This window comes from Streptomyces monticola (assembly GCF_042665355.1).
GTDB classification, from domain to species: Bacteria; Actinomycetota; Actinomycetes; order Streptomycetales; family Streptomycetaceae; genus Streptomyces; species Streptomyces monticola.
Map to the genome: position 1 here is coordinate 84,266 of NZ_JBHTCF010000005.1, position 19,624 is coordinate 103,889.

At 71.4% G+C, this 19,624-nt stretch carries 15 protein-coding genes and 1 pseudogene; 6 read left to right on the forward strand and 10 right to left on the reverse strand.

What is annotated here, in order from left to right:
- Positions 1-205: 205 nt before the first annotated feature.
- The 4 genes from ACFQVC_RS14150 to ACFQVC_RS14165 all read right to left on the reverse strand — a co-directional run bounded on the left by ACFQVC_RS14150 (position 206) and on the right by ACFQVC_RS14165 (position 5,675).
- Complete coding sequence (locus ACFQVC_RS14150) at positions 206-1,567, reverse strand: AAA domain-containing protein (RefSeq protein WP_381830728.1); 1,362 nt, start codon at positions 1,565-1,567, stop codon at positions 206-208.
- Positions 1,568-1,704: 137 nt separating this feature from the next.
- Positions 1,705-3,291 (reverse strand): hypothetical protein, encoded by a 1,587-nt coding sequence (locus ACFQVC_RS14155; RefSeq protein ID WP_381830729.1) that lies wholly within the window; start codon positions 3,289-3,291, stop codon positions 1,705-1,707.
- A 334-nt stretch (positions 3,292-3,625) separates the two neighbouring features.
- Positions 3,626-4,819 (reverse strand): hypothetical protein, encoded by a 1,194-nt coding sequence (locus tag ACFQVC_RS14160; RefSeq protein WP_381831043.1) that lies wholly within the window; start codon positions 4,817-4,819, stop codon positions 3,626-3,628.
- Complete coding sequence (locus ACFQVC_RS14165; RefSeq protein WP_381830730.1) at positions 4,731-5,675, reverse strand: phosphatase PAP2 family protein; 945 nt, start codon at positions 5,673-5,675, stop codon at positions 4,731-4,733. The genes ACFQVC_RS14160 and ACFQVC_RS14165 overlap by 89 nt, the downstream gene beginning before the upstream one ends.
- 287 nt (positions 5,676-5,962) lie before the next feature.
- On the opposite strand from ACFQVC_RS14165, the gene ACFQVC_RS14170 reads away from it, so the two are divergent.
- A complete protein-coding gene (locus ACFQVC_RS14170; protein ID WP_381830731.1) occupies positions 5,963-6,559 on the forward strand; it encodes a histidine phosphatase family protein in 597 nt (198 codons plus the stop codon).
- Positions 6,560-6,612: 53 nt separating this feature from the next.
- Here the strand turns inward: ACFQVC_RS14170 and ACFQVC_RS14175 are convergent, their stop codons facing one another.
- Entirely contained in the window at positions 6,613-8,061 is a 1,449-nt protein-coding gene (locus ACFQVC_RS14175; protein WP_381830732.1) for a hypothetical protein, read from the reverse strand.
- Between the two features lie 249 nt (positions 8,062-8,310).
- On the opposite strand from ACFQVC_RS14175, the gene ACFQVC_RS14180 reads away from it, so the two are divergent.
- Complete coding sequence (locus ACFQVC_RS14180) at positions 8,311-8,835, forward strand: hypothetical protein (RefSeq protein WP_381830733.1); 525 nt, start codon at positions 8,311-8,313, stop codon at positions 8,833-8,835.
- Between the two features lie 78 nt (positions 8,836-8,913).
- Positions 8,914-9,765, forward strand: a complete 852-nt coding sequence (locus ACFQVC_RS14185; protein ID WP_381830734.1) for a spermidine synthase — start codon at positions 8,914-8,916, stop codon at positions 9,763-9,765.
- 118 nt (positions 9,766-9,883) lie between these two features.
- Here ACFQVC_RS14185 and ACFQVC_RS14190 read toward each other — a convergent pair whose 3' ends face one another.
- Positions 9,884-10,477 carry a hypothetical protein gene (locus tag ACFQVC_RS14190; RefSeq protein WP_381830735.1) on the reverse strand — a complete coding sequence of 198 codons (594 nt, stop codon included), beginning with the start codon at positions 10,475-10,477 and terminating at the stop codon, positions 9,884-9,886.
- A 133-nt stretch (positions 10,478-10,610) separates the two neighbouring features.
- On the opposite strand from ACFQVC_RS14190, the gene ACFQVC_RS14195 reads away from it, so the two are divergent.
- The 3 genes and pseudogenes from ACFQVC_RS14195 to ACFQVC_RS14205 all read left to right on the forward strand — a co-directional run.
- Positions 10,611-11,303 (forward strand): response regulator transcription factor, encoded by a 693-nt coding sequence (locus ACFQVC_RS14195; protein WP_381830736.1) that lies wholly within the window; start codon positions 10,611-10,613, stop codon positions 11,301-11,303.
- Entirely contained in the window at positions 11,300-12,697 is a 1,398-nt protein-coding gene (locus tag ACFQVC_RS14200) for a HAMP domain-containing sensor histidine kinase (protein WP_381830737.1), read from the forward strand. Before ACFQVC_RS14195 ends, ACFQVC_RS14200 begins: the two co-directional genes overlap by 4 nt.
- A gap of 367 nt (positions 12,698-13,064) precedes the next feature.
- A pseudogene (locus ACFQVC_RS14205) lies at positions 13,065-13,994 on the forward strand (chitinase); the annotation flags it as partial.
- Between the two features lie 239 nt (positions 13,995-14,233).
- Here the strand turns inward: ACFQVC_RS14205 and ACFQVC_RS14210 are convergent.
- From ACFQVC_RS14210 to ACFQVC_RS14225, 4 genes are all read right to left on the reverse strand, one after another.
- The gene (locus ACFQVC_RS14210; protein WP_381831044.1) at positions 14,234-15,748 is read right to left on the reverse strand and encodes a GH1 family beta-glucosidase; all 1,515 of its coding nucleotides are present in this window, start codon (positions 15,746-15,748) and stop codon (positions 14,234-14,236) included.
- Positions 15,749-16,290: 542 nt separating this feature from the next.
- Positions 16,291-17,223 carry a carbohydrate ABC transporter permease gene (locus ACFQVC_RS14215; protein ID WP_381830738.1) on the reverse strand — a complete coding sequence of 311 codons (933 nt, stop codon included), beginning with the start codon at positions 17,221-17,223 and terminating at the stop codon, positions 16,291-16,293.
- On the reverse strand, positions 17,220-18,275 hold the full coding sequence (locus ACFQVC_RS14220; protein WP_381830739.1) for a carbohydrate ABC transporter permease: 1,056 nt from the start codon (positions 18,273-18,275) through the stop codon (positions 17,220-17,222). The genes ACFQVC_RS14215 and ACFQVC_RS14220 overlap by 4 nt, the downstream gene beginning before the upstream one ends.
- A 5-nt stretch (positions 18,276-18,280) precedes the next feature.
- Positions 18,281-19,603, reverse strand: coding sequence for an ABC transporter substrate-binding protein (locus tag ACFQVC_RS14225; RefSeq protein ID WP_381830740.1), 1,323 nt, complete (start codon positions 19,601-19,603; stop codon positions 18,281-18,283).
- Between the last annotated feature and the right edge of the window lie 21 nt (positions 19,604-19,624).

Consider the following 19,624-nt stretch of genomic DNA (forward strand, 5'->3'; position numbering starts at 1 on the left):
GTGCGCTCGTGCGCGCGACCCGGGACGCTTCGCCGGGCCGCCTTCTATTGTCCAGCCACGCGCAAGAGTGCCTCCGGCGGCTGTGCCGGGCCGGGCTCGGGGGTGTGGCGGTCGGTGTTCGTTCCGGCGAGCCCGGGGTGTGGCGGTCGGTGTTCGTTCCGGCGAGCCCGGGGTGTGGCAGTCGGTGTTCGTTCCGGCGGGGTGGTCATGGGCGCCAGGGGATGCGGTGTTCCGCGAGATGGGAGAGGACCGCGTGGTTGGCCTCCCAGCCGTCGGGGAACTTCACCGTGACGCCCAGCTGGACCGGCTCGGTCGACGGGTGGTCGTCGAGGAGCTCGGCGACGCCCGCGCGGCAGACCACGATGCAGGCCTGCCGGTGCCGGGACGCGAGCACGCACAGGCGGCCCGTCTCCAGGTGGAACGCGGTGGCGTCGGGGCGTCCGGAGAGCGGATGCAGGACGACCGTCACGTCGTACTCACGGCCCTGGAGGCGGTTGGCCGTGTCCACGGTGACGTCGCCGACGCCCAGTTCGGCCAGGGCGGCGCGCACCGCGGCCGCCTGATCGCGGTGCGCGGTGCCGACGGCGATACGGGCGGCTGTCAGCGGCGCCGGATCCGGTGAGCGCTCGCTGACCGTGGCACCGCCTCGGTCCAGGAGCCGGCGGACCACCTGGGCCACCGCGCGCACCGCCTCGGGGTCCGTGCGCGGCGTATGGCGCGCGGGCAGTTCGAGCAGACCCCAGCCGGACTCGGCCGCCTCGTCGATCACCCGGTCCGGCCCGCCGCCGTCCGACGGCACCCCGAACGAGAGCCTCCGCTCACCGTGACCGGTGCCGCTGCGGAACGGCGTATACGGATAGAACGCGTCACTGACCAGCGGCGCCGCGGACGCGGGCAGGCGCCACGACACCGGCAGGCGGTGCTGCGGCAGCTCAGGGTTGTGGGCGAGCAGCGTCGTCACGGCACTCGCCGACGGGTCGTAGGTGAGCCCCGCCCACTGCTCGCTGCCGACGATCGCGAACGGGTCGAGCTGCCCCGGGTCACCGACGAACAGGGCCCGCTCGAACAGCCCCGCCACGGCGAGCAGCGCGTCCGAGCGCATCTGGTACGCCTCGTCCACGATCGCGTGCCGCCACGGCTCGACGCCCTTGACGTGTGCCCACTTGGCGGCCGTGGAGATCACCACGTCGAGCCCGGCGAGGTCGGCCGCCTTCGCCGACTTCCGTACGTTGTCCAAAGAGTCGAGTGCCTTGTCGTACGGGTCGGCCTCGCTGCTGTGCAGGCGGCCGACCGGCAGCTCGGGCTCCTTCTCGGCGAGGCGCAGGACCAGATCGTCGACCTGTGCGTTCGTCTGCGCCACCACCATCAACGGGCGTCCCGCCGCGGCCAGTTCCCGCGCGGCGTTCACCACGAGGGTCGACTTGCCCGCGCCGGGAGGTGAGTCCACGACGACGCCGCGGGCCCCGCCGTGCAGGGTGTCGCGCAGGATCGCGTCGGTGGCGCGGGCCGCCTCGGCGGAGGGGTCGAAGGAGGAGGCGAAGGAGGGCGCGCCCGGGGATTCGCTCATACGTCGCTCCGCTGGCGTGGACCGGTCGGGGGAGATCTCGCGATCCGTGAGGGAGGGAGAGGTCTCAGGGGCCGCGGGGGAGAGGGAGGTCTCAGGGGCCTGGGCGGCCTCGTGGCTCGTGGGTGGCGGGGCGGCGGTCACAGCACATCCTCCGCGGTCACCGGATCGGGTCGCTCCGCCGCGTCACCGGGCGGGCCCCCGTGCGTCCACGGGGTCTCCTCCGGCTCCGGGAGCGAGGGGCCGCCGCGCGGTGCGTGCTCGAAGACCGTCCAGGTGATCCGGGCGCCCTTGTCCGGGACGGAACCCGGCTCGGGCTCCTTGCCGCGGCCCATCTTGTCGAGAAGGCGCAGGACGACACCGCCCTCCTCGTCGTACCCGGTGAACTCCGCGCTCTGCGGCTTCCCTTCGAGGGAGCGGAAGACCTTCACGCGCTCGCCGAGGTGGGGCCGGTCGTCGGTGCGCAGCGTGACGAGCGGGCGCGGGCTCGGCCGCTTGCTCTCGCTGTACGCCATGACAACTTCGGTCACCTCCCCCGCGAAGGCCTCGCCTGCGAGCCGCCGCCCGGCCATCACCAGCGGGTCGTCCAGGGCTTCCTGGGCTTCGAGGCGGGCCTGGGCGGTCTCTCGCGCGGACAGCTTGTTCGCCGCGGTCACCGCGTCGTCGATACGGGGCTGCGGGGGCTCGCCGGCGAGAACGCGGTCGAGATGCCCGGTGTACGACCAGCGGTCACGGGTCCAGCGCTCCGCCGCCCGCTCCCCTTCGGGGAGGGTGTGCAGCAGGTCGAGGGCGCGCCACACGGCATCCCATGCGGGGCGGGTGCGGCTCTCCACGAGCGCTCTGATCTCCCGCTCCGCAGTGGTCAGTTCGGCGAGATGGCGGTCGGCGGCGAGACCGTCCTCGGCGGCTGAGAGGGCGCCGCGCGCGCGGTCGTAGCGCTCGATCGCGGGGCCGAGGAGTTGGTTGTCGAAGGCCGGGTCGGTGGCCGGGCCGGCGGGCGGGCACAACAGCTGGCCCTCGGCGTCGCGGGCGAGCTCCGCGCGGAGTGCGGCTTCGGCGCCGGAGTCGCCCTCAGGGGGGTCGATCCAGGCGAGCAGCGCCCCCAAGTGCTGGTCCTCCAGGCTCGACTGGCCGGTGGCCCAGTGCCGGGACAGGAGCTCCGTCGCCGCCATGAGCAGGGCGGAGCCGGGCACCCTGGCGCGCTCACCGAAGTGCGTCAGCCACCGGCCGAGCAGCGGCACGCGCGGGGGTGCGGGATAGGCCGTGTCCGGGTCCTGCTCGGCGGTGCGCCGAAAGCGCATGGAACGCCCCAGGAGGCGGACGAACTCCAGGCCCGCGCGGCTCGGCACGATCAACTGCGGGGCATCCGCGCTCAGTTCGACCTCCACCTTGACCCGCTTGCCGGTCTCCGGATCGGTCTCGCTGCGCTCGGCGGCCTCGGTCTCGTCGGCGAAGGAGTCGACGTACGGCAGGACTTCCTCGGCGAGTTCGGCCAGGAAGGCGGAGCGCAGGTCGCGGTCGCGCGGCTGCGGCACGACGAGCAGCCGGGGCCGCTCGCGCTCGGTGCCGACCAGGGCGCCCAGGGGCGCACCCGCCTCGCCCGCGGTGGTCAGCGGCACGAACACCAGGGGGCGCGCGGCGAGATGACGGTGCCGCACCGTGGCCAGCGCCTGGGCGCGGCCCGTCTGGACGGCTTCGAGACGGGCGAGGGTATGGATCAGTGACATGCCGCTCGCCTGCTCGGGGTGGGCCGCGGGGACCGAGCCGGACCGGCCGCGGGGGAGGGGAGCTGGGGCCGGGTGGCCGTCAGGAGTGGGAACTGGGGCCGGGTGGCCGTGTGGCGCGGGGCGGGTGTCTGCCGGGCGGTGTGGCGCGGCGTGCGTGCCGGCCGGGCGGTGTGGCGCGGGGATTGTGTCGGCCCGGCGGTGTGGTGCCGGGACGGTGTCTGCCGGGCGGTGTGGTGCCGGGACCGTGCGGGCTCGGCCGCAGGGTGCGGGGTGTGTGACGGACCGGCTGCGCGGTGCGGGGGTCGTGACGGGGCTGACGTGTGGCGCGGGGTGGTCATCGCGTGCTGCCTCCCGCCGTGGCCAGTGCCTCCGCGCGCAGTGCCGCCGCCCGGCGCAGGGCCGCGACCGCCGGGTCGCCGGGGTCGCCGGACTCGCCCCGGGCGGCGGCGAGGACGCCGTCGACCGTCGTGAGAGCGCCGAGCTCGCCGCGCACCGAGCGGCCGAGCGCGGTCACCTCGCCCTCCGCGCGCGAATGCTCACGGCAGTGGAAGGCCAGCTCGCAGGCGGCGAGGCACTCGGGCGCATAGGTGGCGGGCACCGACTCGACGGCCCGGGTCAGCTCATCCATGGGGCGCTCGACGTCGAAGGTCGTGCCCTCGGGCAGAGCGTCGGCGATGTCCTCGATCCGGGTCAGCCGCGCCAACTGGCGCCGGGTCACGGACAGTTGCTTGCGTACGTCCACGACGGATGCGGTCGGCAGGTTCGAGAAGTCCTTGGGGCAGACGAGCACGACGCGGTGGCCCACCTCGGGCACCGGGTCGAGCCGGGCGGCGACCTGCTCGAGCGCCAGGGCATAGACCGCGGACTGGCGGGCGGCGGCGCCCACCTTCGCGGCGTCCGCCGAGCCGTCGATCATCGGGAAGGACTTGATCTCGACGACCGTCCACCGGCCGTCGGGGTGCACCACCACGGCGTCCGGCTCCAGGAAGGCGGGAGAGCCGGCCACGTCCAGGGCGAGCATCGGATGGTCGAGCAGGGTCCACGCGCGTGTGGCGGCGGCTTCACGCAGGGCGAGCGCGGTGCGGGCGGTACGCCCCTCGGGGCCGGCCGCCGCGAGGTCGGGGGTGTGCACCTCGGCGATGTCCTCGGTGCGGGCCTGGGACGTGGTCGGCTCCGCGCCGCCGCCGAGGCGCTCATGCACCAGCCGGAGCAGCTCCGCGCCGCCGTCGGCCTTGACCCTCGCCTCGAAGGCATTGCCGCGGACGAAGGCGAACTGGGACTGGCCGAAGCCGGACGGTGAGCCGAGGGCGTGCGCGAGCGCCGACTTGTCCACACCCGCGCCGTCGAGGAGGGCGCGGCGTCTGCAGCCGGGGTTGGCGGCGAGTGCCGCCAGGGCGCGCGCATCGAGTGCCTTGGCCGGGACCGCGGGGCCCCGCAGGTCAGCGAGCCGCTGCCGCAGCGCCGTCGTCCGCGGTGCTGTCGGCTCCTTCCGCGTGGGCGGGACCGCTGCCGTCGGCTCCGCGCTGATGGGGAATTCGCTCACCTGCAGAAGTCTCGCATCCGGTACTGACAACCGGGGAACGTGCTGCGGATGTGGCCACGGAGAAACGGGACTTCACGCGGTCCGCCAGGCGCATCGCCGGGCCCGTGAGCAGCAGCCCGGCCCCCATCGTGGCGGCGCCGGCGACGGCGTCGAGGAAGTAGTGGTTCGCGGTGCCCATCACCACGACCGTGGTCAGCAGCGGATACGCGACGGCGACCGTGCGCGTCAGGCGCGAGCGCCCGTACCGCCACAGCATCACGCCGCACCACAGCGCCCAGCCGACGTGCAGGCTCGGCATCGCCGCGAACTGGTTGGTCATGCCGCCCAGGCCCCGCGGAGCGCTCGCCTCCGCGCCCCACCAGCCGTACGAGCTGTACTGGGCCATGGTGTCGACGAAACCGTGGCTCGCCGCGAGCAGCCGCGGCGGGCAGGTCGGCAGGAGCGTGAAGCCGATCAGGCCGATGAGCGTGGACAGCATCAGCCAGGTGCGCGCGGCCCAGTAGCGCACGGGCCGGCGCCGGAACAGCCAGACGAGGACGGCGGGCGTGACCAGGTAGTGCAGTGAGGCGTACGCGAAGTCGGCCGGGATGCCGAGCCAGGAGTGTTCGGTGAAGAGCCGGTTCAGGGGGTGCTCGGCGTTGAGGCGGAGCCGCTTCTCCAGGGCCAGGATCGCCAGGCCGTGGTCGACGGCGGAGGACTCGTCGCCACGGGCGAGCAGCCGCCCGGCCGAGTAGGCGGCGTACACCAGGGCGATCAAAGGCAGTTCGGTCCACCAGCGGGGCCGCGCGCCCCGCACGCGCGCGTGTGGCGCGTTGGTCTGTGGCACCTGAGTGCGCGCCATCCGATGGCTCCCCCTCCGGCTTGGACGGTCTCGGACCGCCGAGTCACTTTACGCTGTACGCGACCGCATAGACGCGGAGACCGCCCGTCGGGTTGCCGTACTCGAGGTGCTCTTGAGGCGCTTTTGAGGGGTGTGCGAGCGCGACGGTCCGGGTGCGCGATGATGTACGGGGCGCATGTGCGTTCTGTCGTGAAACGTCCCTGTACGTCGCGGCACGTACACGCCCCGGAACATCGTGAGCACCTGGCGGCTCGCACCCCGACTCATGCACCAAAGGGAGAAGCCCCATGGCACCGCGCATCCTGCTGGCCCGCCACGGACAGACGGAGTGGTCCCTGTCCGGCAAGCACACCGGCAGGACGGACATCCCGCTCCTGGAAGAGGGCAGGCGCGGCGCGAAACTGCTCGGCGAGCGACTGCACCGGGCTCCCTGGAACGGACTCCCCGACGTCGAAGTGCGCACAAGTCCGCTCGCACGCGCGCGTGAGACCTGCGACATCGCCGGGTTCGGCGAGCGGGCCCAGGACTGGGACACCCTCATGGAGTGGGACTACGGCGCGTACGAGGGCATGACGCCGGCCGAGATCCAGGCGGTACGGCCCGGCTGGTTCATCTGGCGCGACGGCGTTCCCGAAGGGGAGACGCTCGCGCAGATGACGGCGCGCGCCGACGAGGTCGTGGAGTGGGCGCGCTCGGCCGACCGTGACGTCCTGGTGTTCGCGCACGGCCACATGCTGCGCTCCATCGGCGCCCGCTGGCTCGGCCTGCCCCTGGACTTCGCGGCCCGGATCCGCCTCAGCCCGACCTCGCTCTCGGTCCTCGGCTGGGCCTACGGCGAGCCCGCCATCGAGTCCTGGAACGAGACCGGTCACCTGGAGGGCTGAGCCCCCTCAAGAGCTCAAGAGGCCGCCCGGGACCAGCACTTGGAAGGCCCCGCTCAGGCCGAACGTGCCACTGCCGTATGCCGCTCCAAGAAGGACGCGACAGTGGGCGTGCGGCGGTGCGGCAGCAGCACGCGCGCGGTGGCGGCGAGTATCGACTGGATACGGGACGACTGCACCTCGTCGAGCAGGTCGAGGACGCGCTCGCCGGCCGCCGCCGCCTCGTCGGGGCGCCCGGCGTGCGCCAGATCGTCGGCGAGTTCGGCGGTGTAGAGCGCGATGTTCCGGGTGAATTGAGGATTCTTCGTCGTGGCGACATGCGCGGCTCGCTGCGCGTGCCGCGCGGCCCGCGCCCAGTGGCCGAGCGCCGACCAGCACTGCGCTTCGAGGCCCTCCAGCTCCGCCTCGTTGTAGAAGCTCATCCACTCCGGGTCCGCGTCGCACGCGCCCCGTCCGAACAGCGCCTGCGCCCGGCCGAGTGCCCGCTCGCAGCCGGCGCGGTCACCGAGCCCGGCGAAAGCCCCGGCCTCGCGCAGCGCGAGCAGCGAGAGCAGCCGGGCCGAGCCCTCGCCCGACGCCGAGCGCTGCGCGGCCTGTGCAGCCCGCACCGCCTCACGTGGCCGGCCCGCGTCCCTGGCGAGGAACGACATGTTGCAGAAAGCATGCGTCTCAAGGGCCGGGTCGCCCGCCATGCGCGCCGTCGCGAGCGCCTCGGCGTAGTGGGAGCGGGCGTCGTTGAAGCGGCCCGAGTCATGCGCCAACCAGCCGACAGTGATGGCCAGTTCACCGGCGCCCGTGTGCAGCCGGTCCGATGTGGACTGCCGCGCGGTGCCCGCGTCGAGCAGTGCGTAGGCGGTACGCAAGGGGCCCGCGGCCCGTTTGTAGAGGCCGTCGGCGCCGTGCCGGTCGTCGAGCAGCCTGATCTTGCGTACGGCTTCTTCGACCGCCTTCGCCTCGGCGCCGCCGACCCGTCGGGGTGCGGCCACGGCCTCGGCGCCCAAGGGGCCGGTAAGTCCGAGGGAGGCGGCCACGGCGGCCGTGCCTCCGGTCATGAATGCGCGACGCAGCACGTCGCTCTCCTCATTGCTCTGGATATGCCATGGGTTCTGCGAGCCCGGTGGGCCCTGGGGGCGCGGGTCCTGCTGCGCGTCGTGTTCGTACTGGTTCGCTCTTGAGAGCGTGGTGCACGCGAGGGGCGTGCCCGAGTCGGCGCGCGCCCCGCGGCCCCGCACTGTCTCGCGCGGTGCGAACCCCAGGTCGGTCAGCGTCCGGCCGGGGAACAGATGCAGAAACACCCGCTCGTAGGCGTAGTTGGGGCAGCGGATCTCGCCCGCCTCCACGCGCCCGATGTAGCGAGCGTCGCATGCGACGCGCTCGCCGATCTCGCGAGCCGCCCGCCGCACCGCTGCGGCGAACTCGCCCGGCGACAGCTGCCCGCGCAGCCGACGGAAGACGAGATTCGGCCGGGGAGACCCCGCTGACGATGTCATCGGTGACGACGTCATTGGCCAAACCCTCTCGTGCGGTTCGTGCCGTTGCCCGCCCGTGGGGGCGTGGTTCCGACGGGCCACGAAAGTACCCGTTGCGAAGGGTGCGCTACGCCGGGTTTGGCTACAAACCGGAAATCTCACGCGTGATCTGCCATGAACTGCCATCCAATGCGGCGGTTCGCTGCCGTAGCTGTTGACGCGGCCAGACGTTGAACCATGCGGAGAAGGAGCTACAGCGCGCCTTTTCGAACAAGGAGGATTCCCTTGTTGGAGGTCGGCATGGAGAACAGCGACTCCCTGAGGACGCATCCGATGCGGCCGTCTCTGTCCACTGCGCGGCATCGGCCGACCGCGGACGAGTCCACGGCGCTCGGCGGCCAGACCACCCCGTACTACACACCACCGGGCAGCGTGGCCTGCGACCTGGTGACCGTTCCGGCCCGGCAGGGCCTCGAAGCCGTGGACATCCTGCGCCGAGGCGCGGTGTCCGCGTCGTCCGTCGGCCCCGTCCTGCACGACAACAGCTGCGACACCCTCGGCTTCCTGGTGCCACCGGGCACGGCCGACGCCTGGGACCTGCCGGGCAGTGCCTGTACGCAGACCTTCGGCCGCGGTCTGCGCGCCGTGCCGGCGCCCGCCGGTGCCCACGCCGACCCCGAGCCTCCGGTCGACGGCACGGGCTGGCTGCTGCCACCCGCCGACACCGACCCGGTGACGGACCCCACGGTTCTGCGGGCCGCGCTCGGAGAGGCGGCCCGGATCATCGAAGCCGCCGACAGCTGCCGCTGAGCGCGCTCTTTCGCCCAGGTCACAGGGGGGACGCACCCGCGCCGAGCCGGGCTCGGCGCGGGCACCGATAATGGCCAGATGGCCAGGAGAAAGCGCGACGCGGAAGCCGTCGTCGAGACGGTGGACGGCGGATTGGCCGAGCTCATACCCGACCCGGACCGCACGCGCGCGTGGACGCTGCTCGTGGACGGCGCCCCGCAGTCCCATGTGGACTTGGACGACCCGGCGCACCTCACCTTCGCGTACCAGCGCAGGCTCGGCCATATCGCCGATCTGATCGAGCCGCCGGGCAAGCCCGTGCAGGCCGTGCACCTAGGGGGCGGCGGTTTCACCCTGGCCCGCTACATCGCGGCCACCCGGCCGCGCTCCACCCAGCAGGTCGTCGAGCGCGACGCGGCACTGGTCCAACTGGTCCGCCGCGAACTGCCGTTGGCCCCCCACGCGCGCGTGCGGGTGCGTTCCATCGACGCCCGCGAGGGTCTCGCCAAGATCCCCGAAGCCTGGGCCGACCTCGTCATCGCGGATGTCTTCAGCGCCGCCCGTACCCCCGCGCACCTCACCAGCACCGAGTTCCTCGCCGACGTACGCAGAGTCCTCAAACCCGGCGGGCACTACGCAGCCAACCTCGCCGACGGGCCGCCGCTCACACATCTGCGCGGCCAGATCGCCACCGCCGCCGCGGTCTTTCCCGAACTCGCCCTCGCCGCCGACCCCGCAGTGCTGCGCGGCAAGCGCTTCGGCAACGCGGTGCTGCTCGCCTCCGAACGGCCGCTGCCCGTCGCCGAGCTGACCCGGCGGATCGCCGGCGACCCGCATCCGGGACGCGTGGAGCACGGAAAGGCGCTCGCGGACTTCACCGGGGGAGCGGCCCCGGTCATGGACGCCGGGGCCGTCGCCTCGCCGGCGCCGCCTCCCGGCGTATTCCGCTAGGCGGAAAGCGGTGCCCCTTTAGACGGAAGGCGGCGCCCCCTGGGAGCTTCCGCAGACAGCGAGAGTGCGTTTTCCACTGGGCGGAAAAGTTAAGGGGTGTGAGGCGTCGGGCGGAGGCTCAGGGGTCCTGGATCTCCACCATCGGCTCGTGATCGTGCCAGGTGCAGAAGACGGACACTTCGCGGCCGCCCTGGGTGAAGGTGACCCGGATCCACTCCGGCTGCTTCCACACCTGCATCTGCCAGCCCGAGTTCGGGGTGGCGGAGACCAGCTCGGCCGACGAGGCGCCCATCTCGAAGGCGACCCGGCCGCCCGAGACGGTGTAGCTCTTCACGTTGCCCGTGGCGGGCGCGCTGGAGCCGCCCTCACCGCCACCGCCTCCGTCACCGCCGCCGGGCCTGCCGCTCGACGGGGAGCCCTTGCCGGGCGCGCTGCTCGACGGCTTCGCCGTACTGCCCTTGCCGCCCTTCCCTGCCCCGTCCTCGGAGTCGGACTTTCCGGGCTTCGGGGACTCCTTGGGGCGGTGCGTGGAGGAGGACTGCGGGCGCGCACCCTGGGTGGTGCCGTCCGCCGTGTTCGTGATGGGCAGGGCGCGCGGGCGGTCGTATGCCGTGCCCGACATCACGGTGTGCACACCCCACCAGGACAGCGTGACGGCCGCCCCTGTGGCGAGCGTCCACGCTATGCCGTGTACGAGTCCTCGTTGCTGCATCGCGGGCCATACTGCCCCATGCGCCCCGGTGGTGTCCCAGGGGGACGAGCATCACGGAAAGGGCCCTGCGGGCCGCCGGGAGATCTGCCGCCTGGTGGGACCCTGGTCCCTCGTATGGCGTACGGTGCCGCCCATGGCAAGTGTGCTCGTCGTCGAGGACGACCAGTTCGTACGCTCCGCCCTCATCCGGCACCTGACCGAGGCCTCCCACACCGTACGGAGCGTCGGCACTGCCCTGGAGGCGCTGCGCGAGGTCGCCCATTTCCGTTTTGACGTGGTGATCCTCGACCTCGGTCTGCCGGACCTGGACGGCGCCGAGGCGCTGAAGATGCTGCGCGGAATCACCGATGTCCCGGTGATCATCGCCACCGCGCGGGACGACGAGACAGAGATCGTCCGGCTGCTCAACGACGGCGCCGACGACTACCTGACCAAGCCGTTCTCCGTGGAGCACCTCTCCGCGCGGATGGCGGCCGTCCTGCGCCGCTCCGGAGCGGGCGGTGCCGCCGAGGCGCCACTGTCTCGTGTCATCCAGGTCGGCGGGCTCTCCATCGACCCGCTGCGCCGCCAGGCCGATCTCGACGGCGCACCGCTCGACCTCACCCGGCGCGAGTTCGATCTGCTCGCCTTCCTCGCCGGGCGCCCCGGTGTCGTCGTACCGCGCAAGGAGCTGCTCGCCGAGGTGTGGCAGCAGTCGTACGGGGACGATCAGACCATCGACGTACACCTGTCATGGCTGCGGCGGAAGTTGGGCGAAACCGCGGCCAGGCCCCGCTATCTGCACACTCTGCGCGGCGTGGGCGTCAAGCTGGAGCCACCGCGATGAGATGGGCACTCGTCAAGGTGTGCCTGGCCGTCACCACGATGGTCGTGGTCGCCTTCGCGGTGCCGTTGGCCCTGGTCATCAAGGAGATGGCCGCCGACCGCGCCTACTCCAACGCGGAACGCCAGGCCGCCGCCATCGGCCCCACCCTCTCCATCACCACCGACCGCGACCAGCTGTCCCGCGCGGTGGCCTCCACGCAGGCCGGCGCGGACGGGCGCATGGCCGTGCACATCCCGGCGGCGGGCGACGACCCGGCCCTCGAAGTGGGGCGGCGCCGCGCAGCGCAGAAGGACCTCGACCGCACCCGTGAGATCGCCAGCCCTTCCATCGCGGACGCCCCCGGCGGCAAGGCCCTGCTGCAGCCCACCGCGCTCGGCTCCGGTGAGATCGCGATTGTCGAGGTGTTCGTCCCCGAGGGGGAGCTCAGTAACGGCATCGCCACGGCCTGGCTGGTGCTGGCGGGCGTCGGCATAGCGCTGATCATCGGCTCGGTCGCCGTGGCCGACCGCCTCGGCGTACGGCTCATCCAGCCAGCCAAACGGCTCGCCGCCGCCGCCCGCGCTCTGGGTGACGGCAAGCTCAACGCGCGCGTGCCGGAGGACGGGCCGACCGAACTCAAGCAGGCCGCGGTCGCCTTCAACTCGATGGCCGACCAGGTGGTCCAGCTCCTCGCCAACGAGAGGGAGCTGGCCGCCGATCTCTCCCACCGGCTGCGCACCCCGCTGACCGTGCTCCGGCTCAACGCCGCCTCGCTCGGTGACGGCCCCGCGGCGGACCAGACGCGGGCCGCGGTCGAGCAGCTGGAGTCCGAGGTCGACACCATCATCCGTACGGCACGCGAGGCCAAGCCGACGACCGTGGCCGGCGGCCCCGGCGCGGGCTGTGACGCCGCCGCCGTGATCCGGGAGCGGATGGCCTTCTGGTCGGCGCTCGCCGAGGACGAGGCGCGCAAGGTGCGCGTCGCGGGCGTCGACGCCCCCGTGCACGTGCCGGTCGCGCGGCCCGACCTGACGGCCGCGCTCGACGCGCTGCTCGGCAATGTCTTCCGGCACACGCCTGAGGGCACCGCTTTCGCCGTGGACGTGCACAGCGGCGAGGACGCGGTGATCGTGCTCATCTCCGACGCGGGACCCGGCATCCTCGACCCCGAGGCCGCGCTCGCCCGCGGCAGCGGCAGGGACGGCGCCGTGGGATCGACCGGGCTAGGCCTGGACATCGTGCGGCAGATGGCGGAGGCGACGGGCGGCGACGTCCGTATCGGCCACTCTGTGCTCGGCGGCACGGAGATCCGTATCTGGATCCAGCTCGACGACCGCAAGCCCACCTCGGGGCGCCGTGGACACCGGGGTTCGGTACGCCGCCGGAAGCGGTCCGCGGCCACGACCTCGGCTTGAAGTCTGCCGCTGAGCCGCAGAGCCCCTGAGGCACGGACGCCGGGGCGTACGACCGTCGCCTCGCCCTCGTGCACCACGCGCGCGTGCCCGTCCCCTCTCATGCCCGCTATTGGTCTCTACCTTTAATCGCCTCCGATGGCGCCCTTAAGCGCGCCCTAAGATCCTCAACTGCAGTCCGGATCCTGCCGATTGTCCGATTCTGGATCGCTAGCGTGCTGACGCACCCCCACCCCCGTACAGCAGAGGTAGGCACGCGATGAGCACGCACCGGCGCAGGATCAGCGGCAAGACCAAGGCGATGGGAGCGGTCTGCGCGGCCGCGATCGCCGGCGGGGCCGCGTTCGCGTTCTCCGGTTCCGCGATGGCCACCAAGACCGAGACCGGTGACTCCACGACGGCCAAGGCCGAAGCCTCCCGCTTCGCGCCGTTCGTCGACACCTCGCTCGCCCCCGCATACGACCTGGTCGACACCGCCGCCAAGACCGGCGTGAAGGAGTTCAACCTCGCCTTCGTCACCTCCGGCGGCAGCTGCGCCCCCCTGTGGGGCGGCAAGACCGGCCTGAACGACGACAAGGTGGCTTCGCAGATCGGCGACCTGCGGGCCAAGGGCGGCGACGTCCGGGTCTCCTTCGGCGGCGCTTCCGGCTCCGAGCTGGCCCTCAACTGCTCGTCGGCCGACGAGCTCGCCAAGGCGTACGGCAAGGTCGTCGACGCGTACAAGCTCAAGAAGGTCGACTTCGACATCGAGGGCGCCGCCCTGCCCGACACCGAGGCCAACACCCGCCGCGCCGAGGCCATCGCCAAGCTGCAGAAGGAACACCCGGGCCTGGACGTCTCGTTCACCCTCCCGGTGCTGCCCGAGGGCCTGACCAAGCCGGGCGTCGACCTGGTCGCGGACGCCAAGAAGAACGGCGTGAAGGTCGGCGCCGTCAACATCATGGCGATGGACTACGGCCCGTCCTACAGCGGAGACATGGGCAAGTACGCCATCGAGGCGGCCACCGCCACCCACGCCCAGGTCAAGAAGGCCCTCGGCCTCTCGGACGCGGAGGCGTGGAAGGCGGTCGCGGTGACGCCGATGATCGGTGTCAATGACGTCACGACCGAGATATTCAAGGCCGAGGACGCCAAGGAGCTCGTGAAGTTCGCCCAGGAGAAGAAGCTGGGCTGGCTGTCGATGTGGTCCTCGACCCGCGACAAGGCCTGCGAGGGCGGCTCGACGCAGGTGTCCCCGACCTGCTCCTCCATCGACCAGGAGCCCCTCGCCTTCACGAAGGCGCTCGGCGCGTACAAGTAGGTCCCGCGGATCTGCGGAGCCACCAACTCCGTTGAGTCATCCACTTCGTTGACTCATCCACTCCGCTGAGCCACCCACTTTGCTCAACCCTCGAAGTCCGCTGAACCCCCGAAGTCCGCTGAACCCCCCACGCAGCGCGCCCCGACCGGTCTCCCCCCACCCGGTCGGGGCGCGCGTCTGTGCGCGGACCGTTGCTCCTCCGGCTCTTTCCCCGCCTGCTTCTTCTCCTGCTTGTCCGCCTACCTTTCCGCCTGCTCCTCCGGCGGCCCATCCGAGGGCCCATCCGCTTCCGGCAGTTCGAGTGCACCGCTCGCCGCGACCCGGGCGTACCAGCGTGCGCTGGATTTGGGGGTCCTGGCCTGCGAGGCGTAGTCCACGTACACGGCGCCGAACCGCTTGCTGTAGCCGTACGCCCACTCGAAGTTGTCGAGCAGCGACCATAGGAAATAGCCGCGCACATCCGCACCGGCGCGGATCGCCTCGTGCACGGCGGCGAGGTGGGCGTGGAGGTAGCGGATCCGGTCCGGGTCGTGGATCCGGCCGTCGGCGCCCGGGGTGTCTTCGTAGGCCGCGCCATTTTCCGTGATGAAGAGTGGAACCCCGGGGGCTTCAGCGGTGTATTGAGAGAGAAGGTCGACGAGGCCGGTCGGATCCACCGGCCAGTCCATGGCGGTGAGTTCACCGTGCGCGCGATGGAAGGCGACCCCGTCGGCGCCCGGCCAGGGGGAGTGGAGGCTCGAGTTGTGGCCGTCCTGTCGTGGGGCGGAGGGATCGGTGGTGGCCGACACCACGGTGGGCGTGTAGTAGTTGATGCCGAGGAAGTCCAGGGGGTGCTTGATGACGGCGAGGTCTTCGGGGCGTACGAAGGACCAGTCGGTGATATCCGCGGTGTCCGCGAACAGATCGTCGGGGTATGCGCCCTTCAGCAGCGGCCCGGTGAAGATCCGGTTCGCGAGCGCGTCGATACGCCGCTGAGCGTCCAGGTCCTCCGGTGCGTCGGTCAGGGGCCTGACCGCGCTCGGATTGAGGCTGATCCCGACCTGGGCCCGGGCGGGCAGTGTGGCGCGCAGTGCTTGGGCGCCCAGGCCATGGGCGAGGTTCAGATGGTGGGCGGCGCGTAGGGCGGCCCTGTGATCGGTGCGGCCGGGAGCGTGCACGCCCGAGCCGTATCCGAGAAACGCGCTGCACCACGGCTCGTTGAGGGTGGTCCACATCTCGACGCGGTCGCCGAGCGCCTCGGCGACGATCCGGGCGTAATCGGCGAAGCGATGAGCCGTGTCGCGCTCGGGCCAGCCACCCCCGGCCGAGGACCCACTGGGGAACGCGGTCTCCAGATCCTGGGGCAGGTCCCAGTGGTAGAGCGTGACCACCGGCTGGATGCCGTGGGCGAGCAGTTCGTCGACGAGTGCCCGATAGAAGTCGAGGCCGCGCTGGACCGCAGGGCCACGACCGGTGGGCTGTACCCGCGGCCAGGACACCGAGAAGCGGTACGACCCCAGGCCGAGCTCGGCCATGAGGCGCACATCGTCCCGCCACCGGTGGTAGTGGTCGCAGGCGATATCCCCGGTGTCACCGCCGAGGACCTTTCCGGGCGTACGGCTGAAGGTGTCCCAGATGGACGGAGTGCGGCCGTCCTCCTGGGCGGCGCCCTCGATCTGGTACGCGGCGGTGGCGGCGCCCCAGAGGAAGCCGGGCGGAAAGCGCAGCGTCGCGGGCGATGACGCGGTGGCGGCCGCGGCTGCGTCCGAGGGCACCGCGGTGGGGACGGTGAAGGGCACGGCTGAAGACACGAGAGCGCTCCCAAGGCGTCGTACGGAGAGGGGAGTTGGCTGGCACAGAAGGAGAGAGCGAGGTGGGCTGGCTCAGAAGGTCGAGAGCGAGGTGGGCTGGTTCGGAGGGAGTGGGGGAAGTCGGCTGGCTGGTCATACAAGGGACGAGCGGGTAGCGCCGTCCGCCGGGAGGCGGGACAAGCAGGCCGCCCCCGCCCGCCGGGCAAGCGGTCCGCCGCCCGACGGACGGGCAGGCCGCCACCCGCCGGGCAAGCGGTCCGCCGCCCGACGGACGGGCAGGCCGCCACCCGCTGGACAAGCGGTCCGCCGTCCGACGGACGGGCAGGCCGCCACCCGCTGGACAAGCGGTCCGCCGTCCGCCGACAAGCGGTCCGCCGTCCGCCGACAAGCGATCCGTCGCCCGCCGGACAAGCAGTCGCCGTACACAAGCAGTCGCCGTACAGAGGGCGAGCAGTCGCTCGTCCGCAGGACGACACGTGCGGGAGCCGGCGGCCGGCGGGGGCGGTTCAGCCCTTGACCGCGCCCTGCATGATGCCGCCGACGATCTGCTTGCCGAAGACGACGAAGGCGATCAGCAGCGGCAGGGTGCCGAGCAGGGCGCCCGCCATGATCACCGACTGGTCCGGGATATAGCCGCGGCCCAGGCCGGTCAGGGCGACCTGCACGGTCGGACTGCCTGTCTGGGTCAGGGCGATGATCGGCCAGAAGAAGTCGTTCCAGGCCTGGACGAAGGTGAGCATGCCGAGCACGGCCATCGCGGGCCGGGCCGCCGGGAAGACCACATGCCAGATGACCCGCAGGCTGCTGGCACCGTCCACCCGGGCCGCCTCGATGAGTTCGGTGGGCAGCGCCTGCAGCAGGTACTGCCGCATGAAGAACACACCGAACGCGCCCACCAGCGTGGGCAGGATGACCGCCTGCAGATGGTCGGTCCACTGCAGCTCGGCGATCAGCATGTACAGCGGCACGACGCTGAGTTGGGGCGGCACCATCATCGTGCCGATGACCAGGAGGAGCAGGAGGTTCTTGAAGCGGAAGCGGAGTTTGGCGAAGGCGAAGCCCGCGAGGGTGGAGAAGAGGACCGTGCCGAGCGCGATGGTCGAGGCGACGACGATGGTGTTGAGCAGGGCCGTGCCCATATTGGCGTCGGTCCAGGCGATCTCGAGGTTCTTGAAGAGATTGCCGCCGAACCAGAAGGGCGGGGGTGTCTCGGCGAGCCGGGTGTTGTTGCGTGAGGCGGCGATCGCCGTCCACAGCAGGGGGAAGAGGGAGACGGCGGTGAACACGATCAGCACGGCATACGTCCAGCGGCCACCGTGCAGATGGCGGCCCGCGCCGCGTTTGCGGCCGGTCTTCGCGGCCCTGCCGGCCTTCCCGTTCCGCGTCGAGCGGGGTTCCGGCCGAGCCGATGTGCCGGGATCGGTCTTCAAGACGCTCATGAGGCCGCCCCCTCGTTCTTGCGCATCCGACGGGCGATCAGCCAGTTGACGGCGCCGATCAGAAGCAGGATCAGGAACATCGTCCAGGCGATGGCCGAAGCCCTGCCGAGGTGCAGATTCACCCAGCCCTGCTCGTAGAGATACAGACCGAGGGTCTGGAACTGATGGTCCGAGCCGCCGCTGGCACCGGCACTGCCGTTGAAAAGCAGGGGTTCACCGAAGAGTTGGACGGCGCCGATCGTCGACACCACACAGGTGAACAGGATCGTGGGCCGCAGCGAAGGCAGCGTGACATGCAGGAACTGCTGCCAGCGCGAGGCGCCGTCGAGCTCGGCCGACTCGTACAGATCATGGGAGATGGACTGCATGGCCGCGAGATAGATCAGGGCGTTGTAGCCGGTCCAGCGCCAGATGACGATGGTGGAGACCGCGAGCTGGGAGGTCCAACTGCCGTTTTGCCAGTCGATGTTGTCGATACCGATGGCGCCGAGCGCCCAGTTGATCATGCCGTAGTCGCGCCCGAAGAGCAGCACGAAGACCAGGGTGGCCGCGGCCACCGAGGTCGCGTACGGCGTGAGGACGGCGACCCGGAAGAACATCGAGCCGCGCAGCCTGTAGTTGAGCAGATGCGCGATCCCCAGAGCCATGAGCAGCTGCGGGACGGTGGAGAGCAGGCCGATGGTGACGGTGTTCTGCAGGGCGTTCCAGAAGAAGTCGTCGTCCATGAGGCGGGAGAAGTTGCGCAGCCCCACCCATTCCATGTCGGTGGGCGCCGTCAGCTCCACCCGGTGCAGTGACGACCAACCGGTGTAAAGGAGGGGGAAGAGGCCGAATGCTGCGAAGAACACGAAGAACGGTGCCACGAACGCATAGGGACTCCACCGCACATCACGGCGATAGCGGCGGCTGCGCCGCTCGCGCCTGCGTTCCTCGGCCGCGGCGGCTGCGGGCACGGCGTCGGCCACGGCGGTTCCGGGGGCGGCCCCGGTCGGGAGGGGCCCCGCGCCCTCCTCCCCCCGGGAGGGCGCGGTTGCCTGATATTCACTCGCCATAGGGGTCACTGGTCCAGTGCGTTGTCGATCGCCTTCACGGCCGCCTTCCAGCCCGCCTCGGGGGACTTGCCCTTCTGGTCGACCTGGAGCATGCCGACGTCTGCCAGATTCTGGGCGATGATCAGGTCCTTGGGCCCGAGGATCTGTACCGGCGCGCCTTCCGCCGCCTTGGCGAAGATCTTGCCGATGGGGGCGTCCCCGAAGTAGTCGTTCTTCGAGTCCGCCACGGTCGGCAGGTCGTACGCGGCCGAGGCGCTCGGGAAGCTGCCCTGCTTGGTGAAGAGCTTGGCCTGCTGCTCGGGTGCGGTCAGCCACGCGGCGAGCTTGGTCGCCTCCTCCACCTGCTTGCCGGCCTTGGGCACGACCAGGAAGGAGCCGCCCCAGTTGCTCGGCTTGGGCGCCTGGGCGATGTCCCACTGGTCCGCGCCCTTCTCGCCCGCCTTGCCCTTGATGTAGCCGAGCATCCAGGCGGGGCAGGAGACGGTGGCGAAGGTGCCGTTGGCGTAGGCCTGGTCCCAAGTCGGCTGGAACTGCTGGAGTTTGGCGGTCAGGCCTTCGGTCGCGAACTTGCCCGCGAGGGTCCAGGCGTCCTTCACCTTGGGGTTGGTCTTGTAGATGACCTCGCCGCTCTTGTCGTAGAAGCGCTCCTCGTTGCTGCCGAGGGCCGCGTTCAGGACGCCGGAGGCCGAGTCGACGAAGGCCTTGCCCTTGGGGGCCTTGGCCTTGAACTGCTTGCCGACGTCCAGGTACTTGTCCCAGTCGCCCGCCCACAGCTTGCCGACGGCCTCACGGTCGGTGGGCAGCCCGGCCTTCTTGAACAGATCCTTGCGGTAGCAGATGCCCTGTGGTCCGACATCCGTGCCGAGCCCGACCGTGGTGCCGCCCTCGGAGGTGCCCTGCTGCCACTTCCAGTCCAGATACGCGTCCTTGGAGACGCCCGGCGCTTTGCCCAGGTCGACGAGCTTGTCGGACTGGGTGGCGACGATTTCCGCGATGTTGTTGACCTCGACGGCCTGGATGTCGGCGAGGCCACTGCCGGAGCCGAGGTGGGTGAGCAGCTGGGGGTAGTAGTTCTCGTTGCGCTCGATGGAGGTCTGCTTGATGACGACGTCCGGGTTCTTCTTCATGTATTCGTCGTAGAGACCGGCCTCTTTGAGGCCGAACACCCCGAAGACCCCTACGGTCAGCGTGGTCTTGCCCTTGCCGCCACCACCGCCGCCGGTGGATCCGGGCTCCGCCGAGTCCTCGGCGCAGCCGGCCAGGAGTGAGCCGCCGAGGGCGGTGACGGCCACGAGGGTCAATGCCCGCGTACGGGTTCTGGTGCGCATTGCGTCCTCCAATGTGCCCTG

What these genes read in the sequence shown, in the direction of transcription:
- ACFQVC_RS14150 (WP_381830728.1), bottom strand. Translation starts at nt 1,567, where the DNA reads ATGAGCGAATCCCCGGGCGCGCCCTCCTTCGCCTCCTCCTTCGACCCC.
- ACFQVC_RS14155 (WP_381830729.1), bottom strand. Translation starts at nt 3,291, where the DNA reads ATGTCACTGATCCATACCCTCGCCCGTCTCGAAGCCGTCCAGACGGGC.
- ACFQVC_RS14165 (WP_381830730.1), bottom strand. Translation starts at nt 5,675, where the DNA reads ATGGCGCGCACTCAGGTGCCACAGACCAACGCGCCACACGCGCGCGTG.
- ACFQVC_RS14170 (WP_381830731.1), top strand. Translation starts at nt 5,963, where the DNA reads ATGGCACCGCGCATCCTGCTGGCCCGCCACGGACAGACGGAGTGGTCC.
- ACFQVC_RS14175 (WP_381830732.1), bottom strand. Translation starts at nt 8,061, where the DNA reads ATGACGTCGTCACCGATGACATCGTCAGCGGGGTCTCCCCGGCCGAAT.
- ACFQVC_RS14185 (WP_381830734.1), top strand. Translation starts at nt 8,914, where the DNA reads ATGGCCAGGAGAAAGCGCGACGCGGAAGCCGTCGTCGAGACGGTGGAC.
- ACFQVC_RS14190 (WP_381830735.1), bottom strand. Translation starts at nt 10,477, where the DNA reads ATGCAGCAACGAGGACTCGTACACGGCATAGCGTGGACGCTCGCCACA.
- ACFQVC_RS14195 (WP_381830736.1), top strand. Translation starts at nt 10,611, where the DNA reads ATGGCAAGTGTGCTCGTCGTCGAGGACGACCAGTTCGTACGCTCCGCC.
- ACFQVC_RS14200 (WP_381830737.1), top strand. Translation starts at nt 11,300, where the DNA reads ATGAGATGGGCACTCGTCAAGGTGTGCCTGGCCGTCACCACGATGGTC.
- ACFQVC_RS14215 (WP_381830738.1), bottom strand. Translation starts at nt 17,223, where the DNA reads ATGAGCGTCTTGAAGACCGATCCCGGCACATCGGCTCGGCCGGAACCC.
- ACFQVC_RS14220 (WP_381830739.1), bottom strand. Translation starts at nt 18,275, where the DNA reads ATGGCGAGTGAATATCAGGCAACCGCGCCCTCCCGGGGGGAGGAGGGC.
- ACFQVC_RS14225 (WP_381830740.1), bottom strand. Translation starts at nt 19,603, where the DNA reads ATGCGCACCAGAACCCGTACGCGGGCATTGACCCTCGTGGCCGTCACC.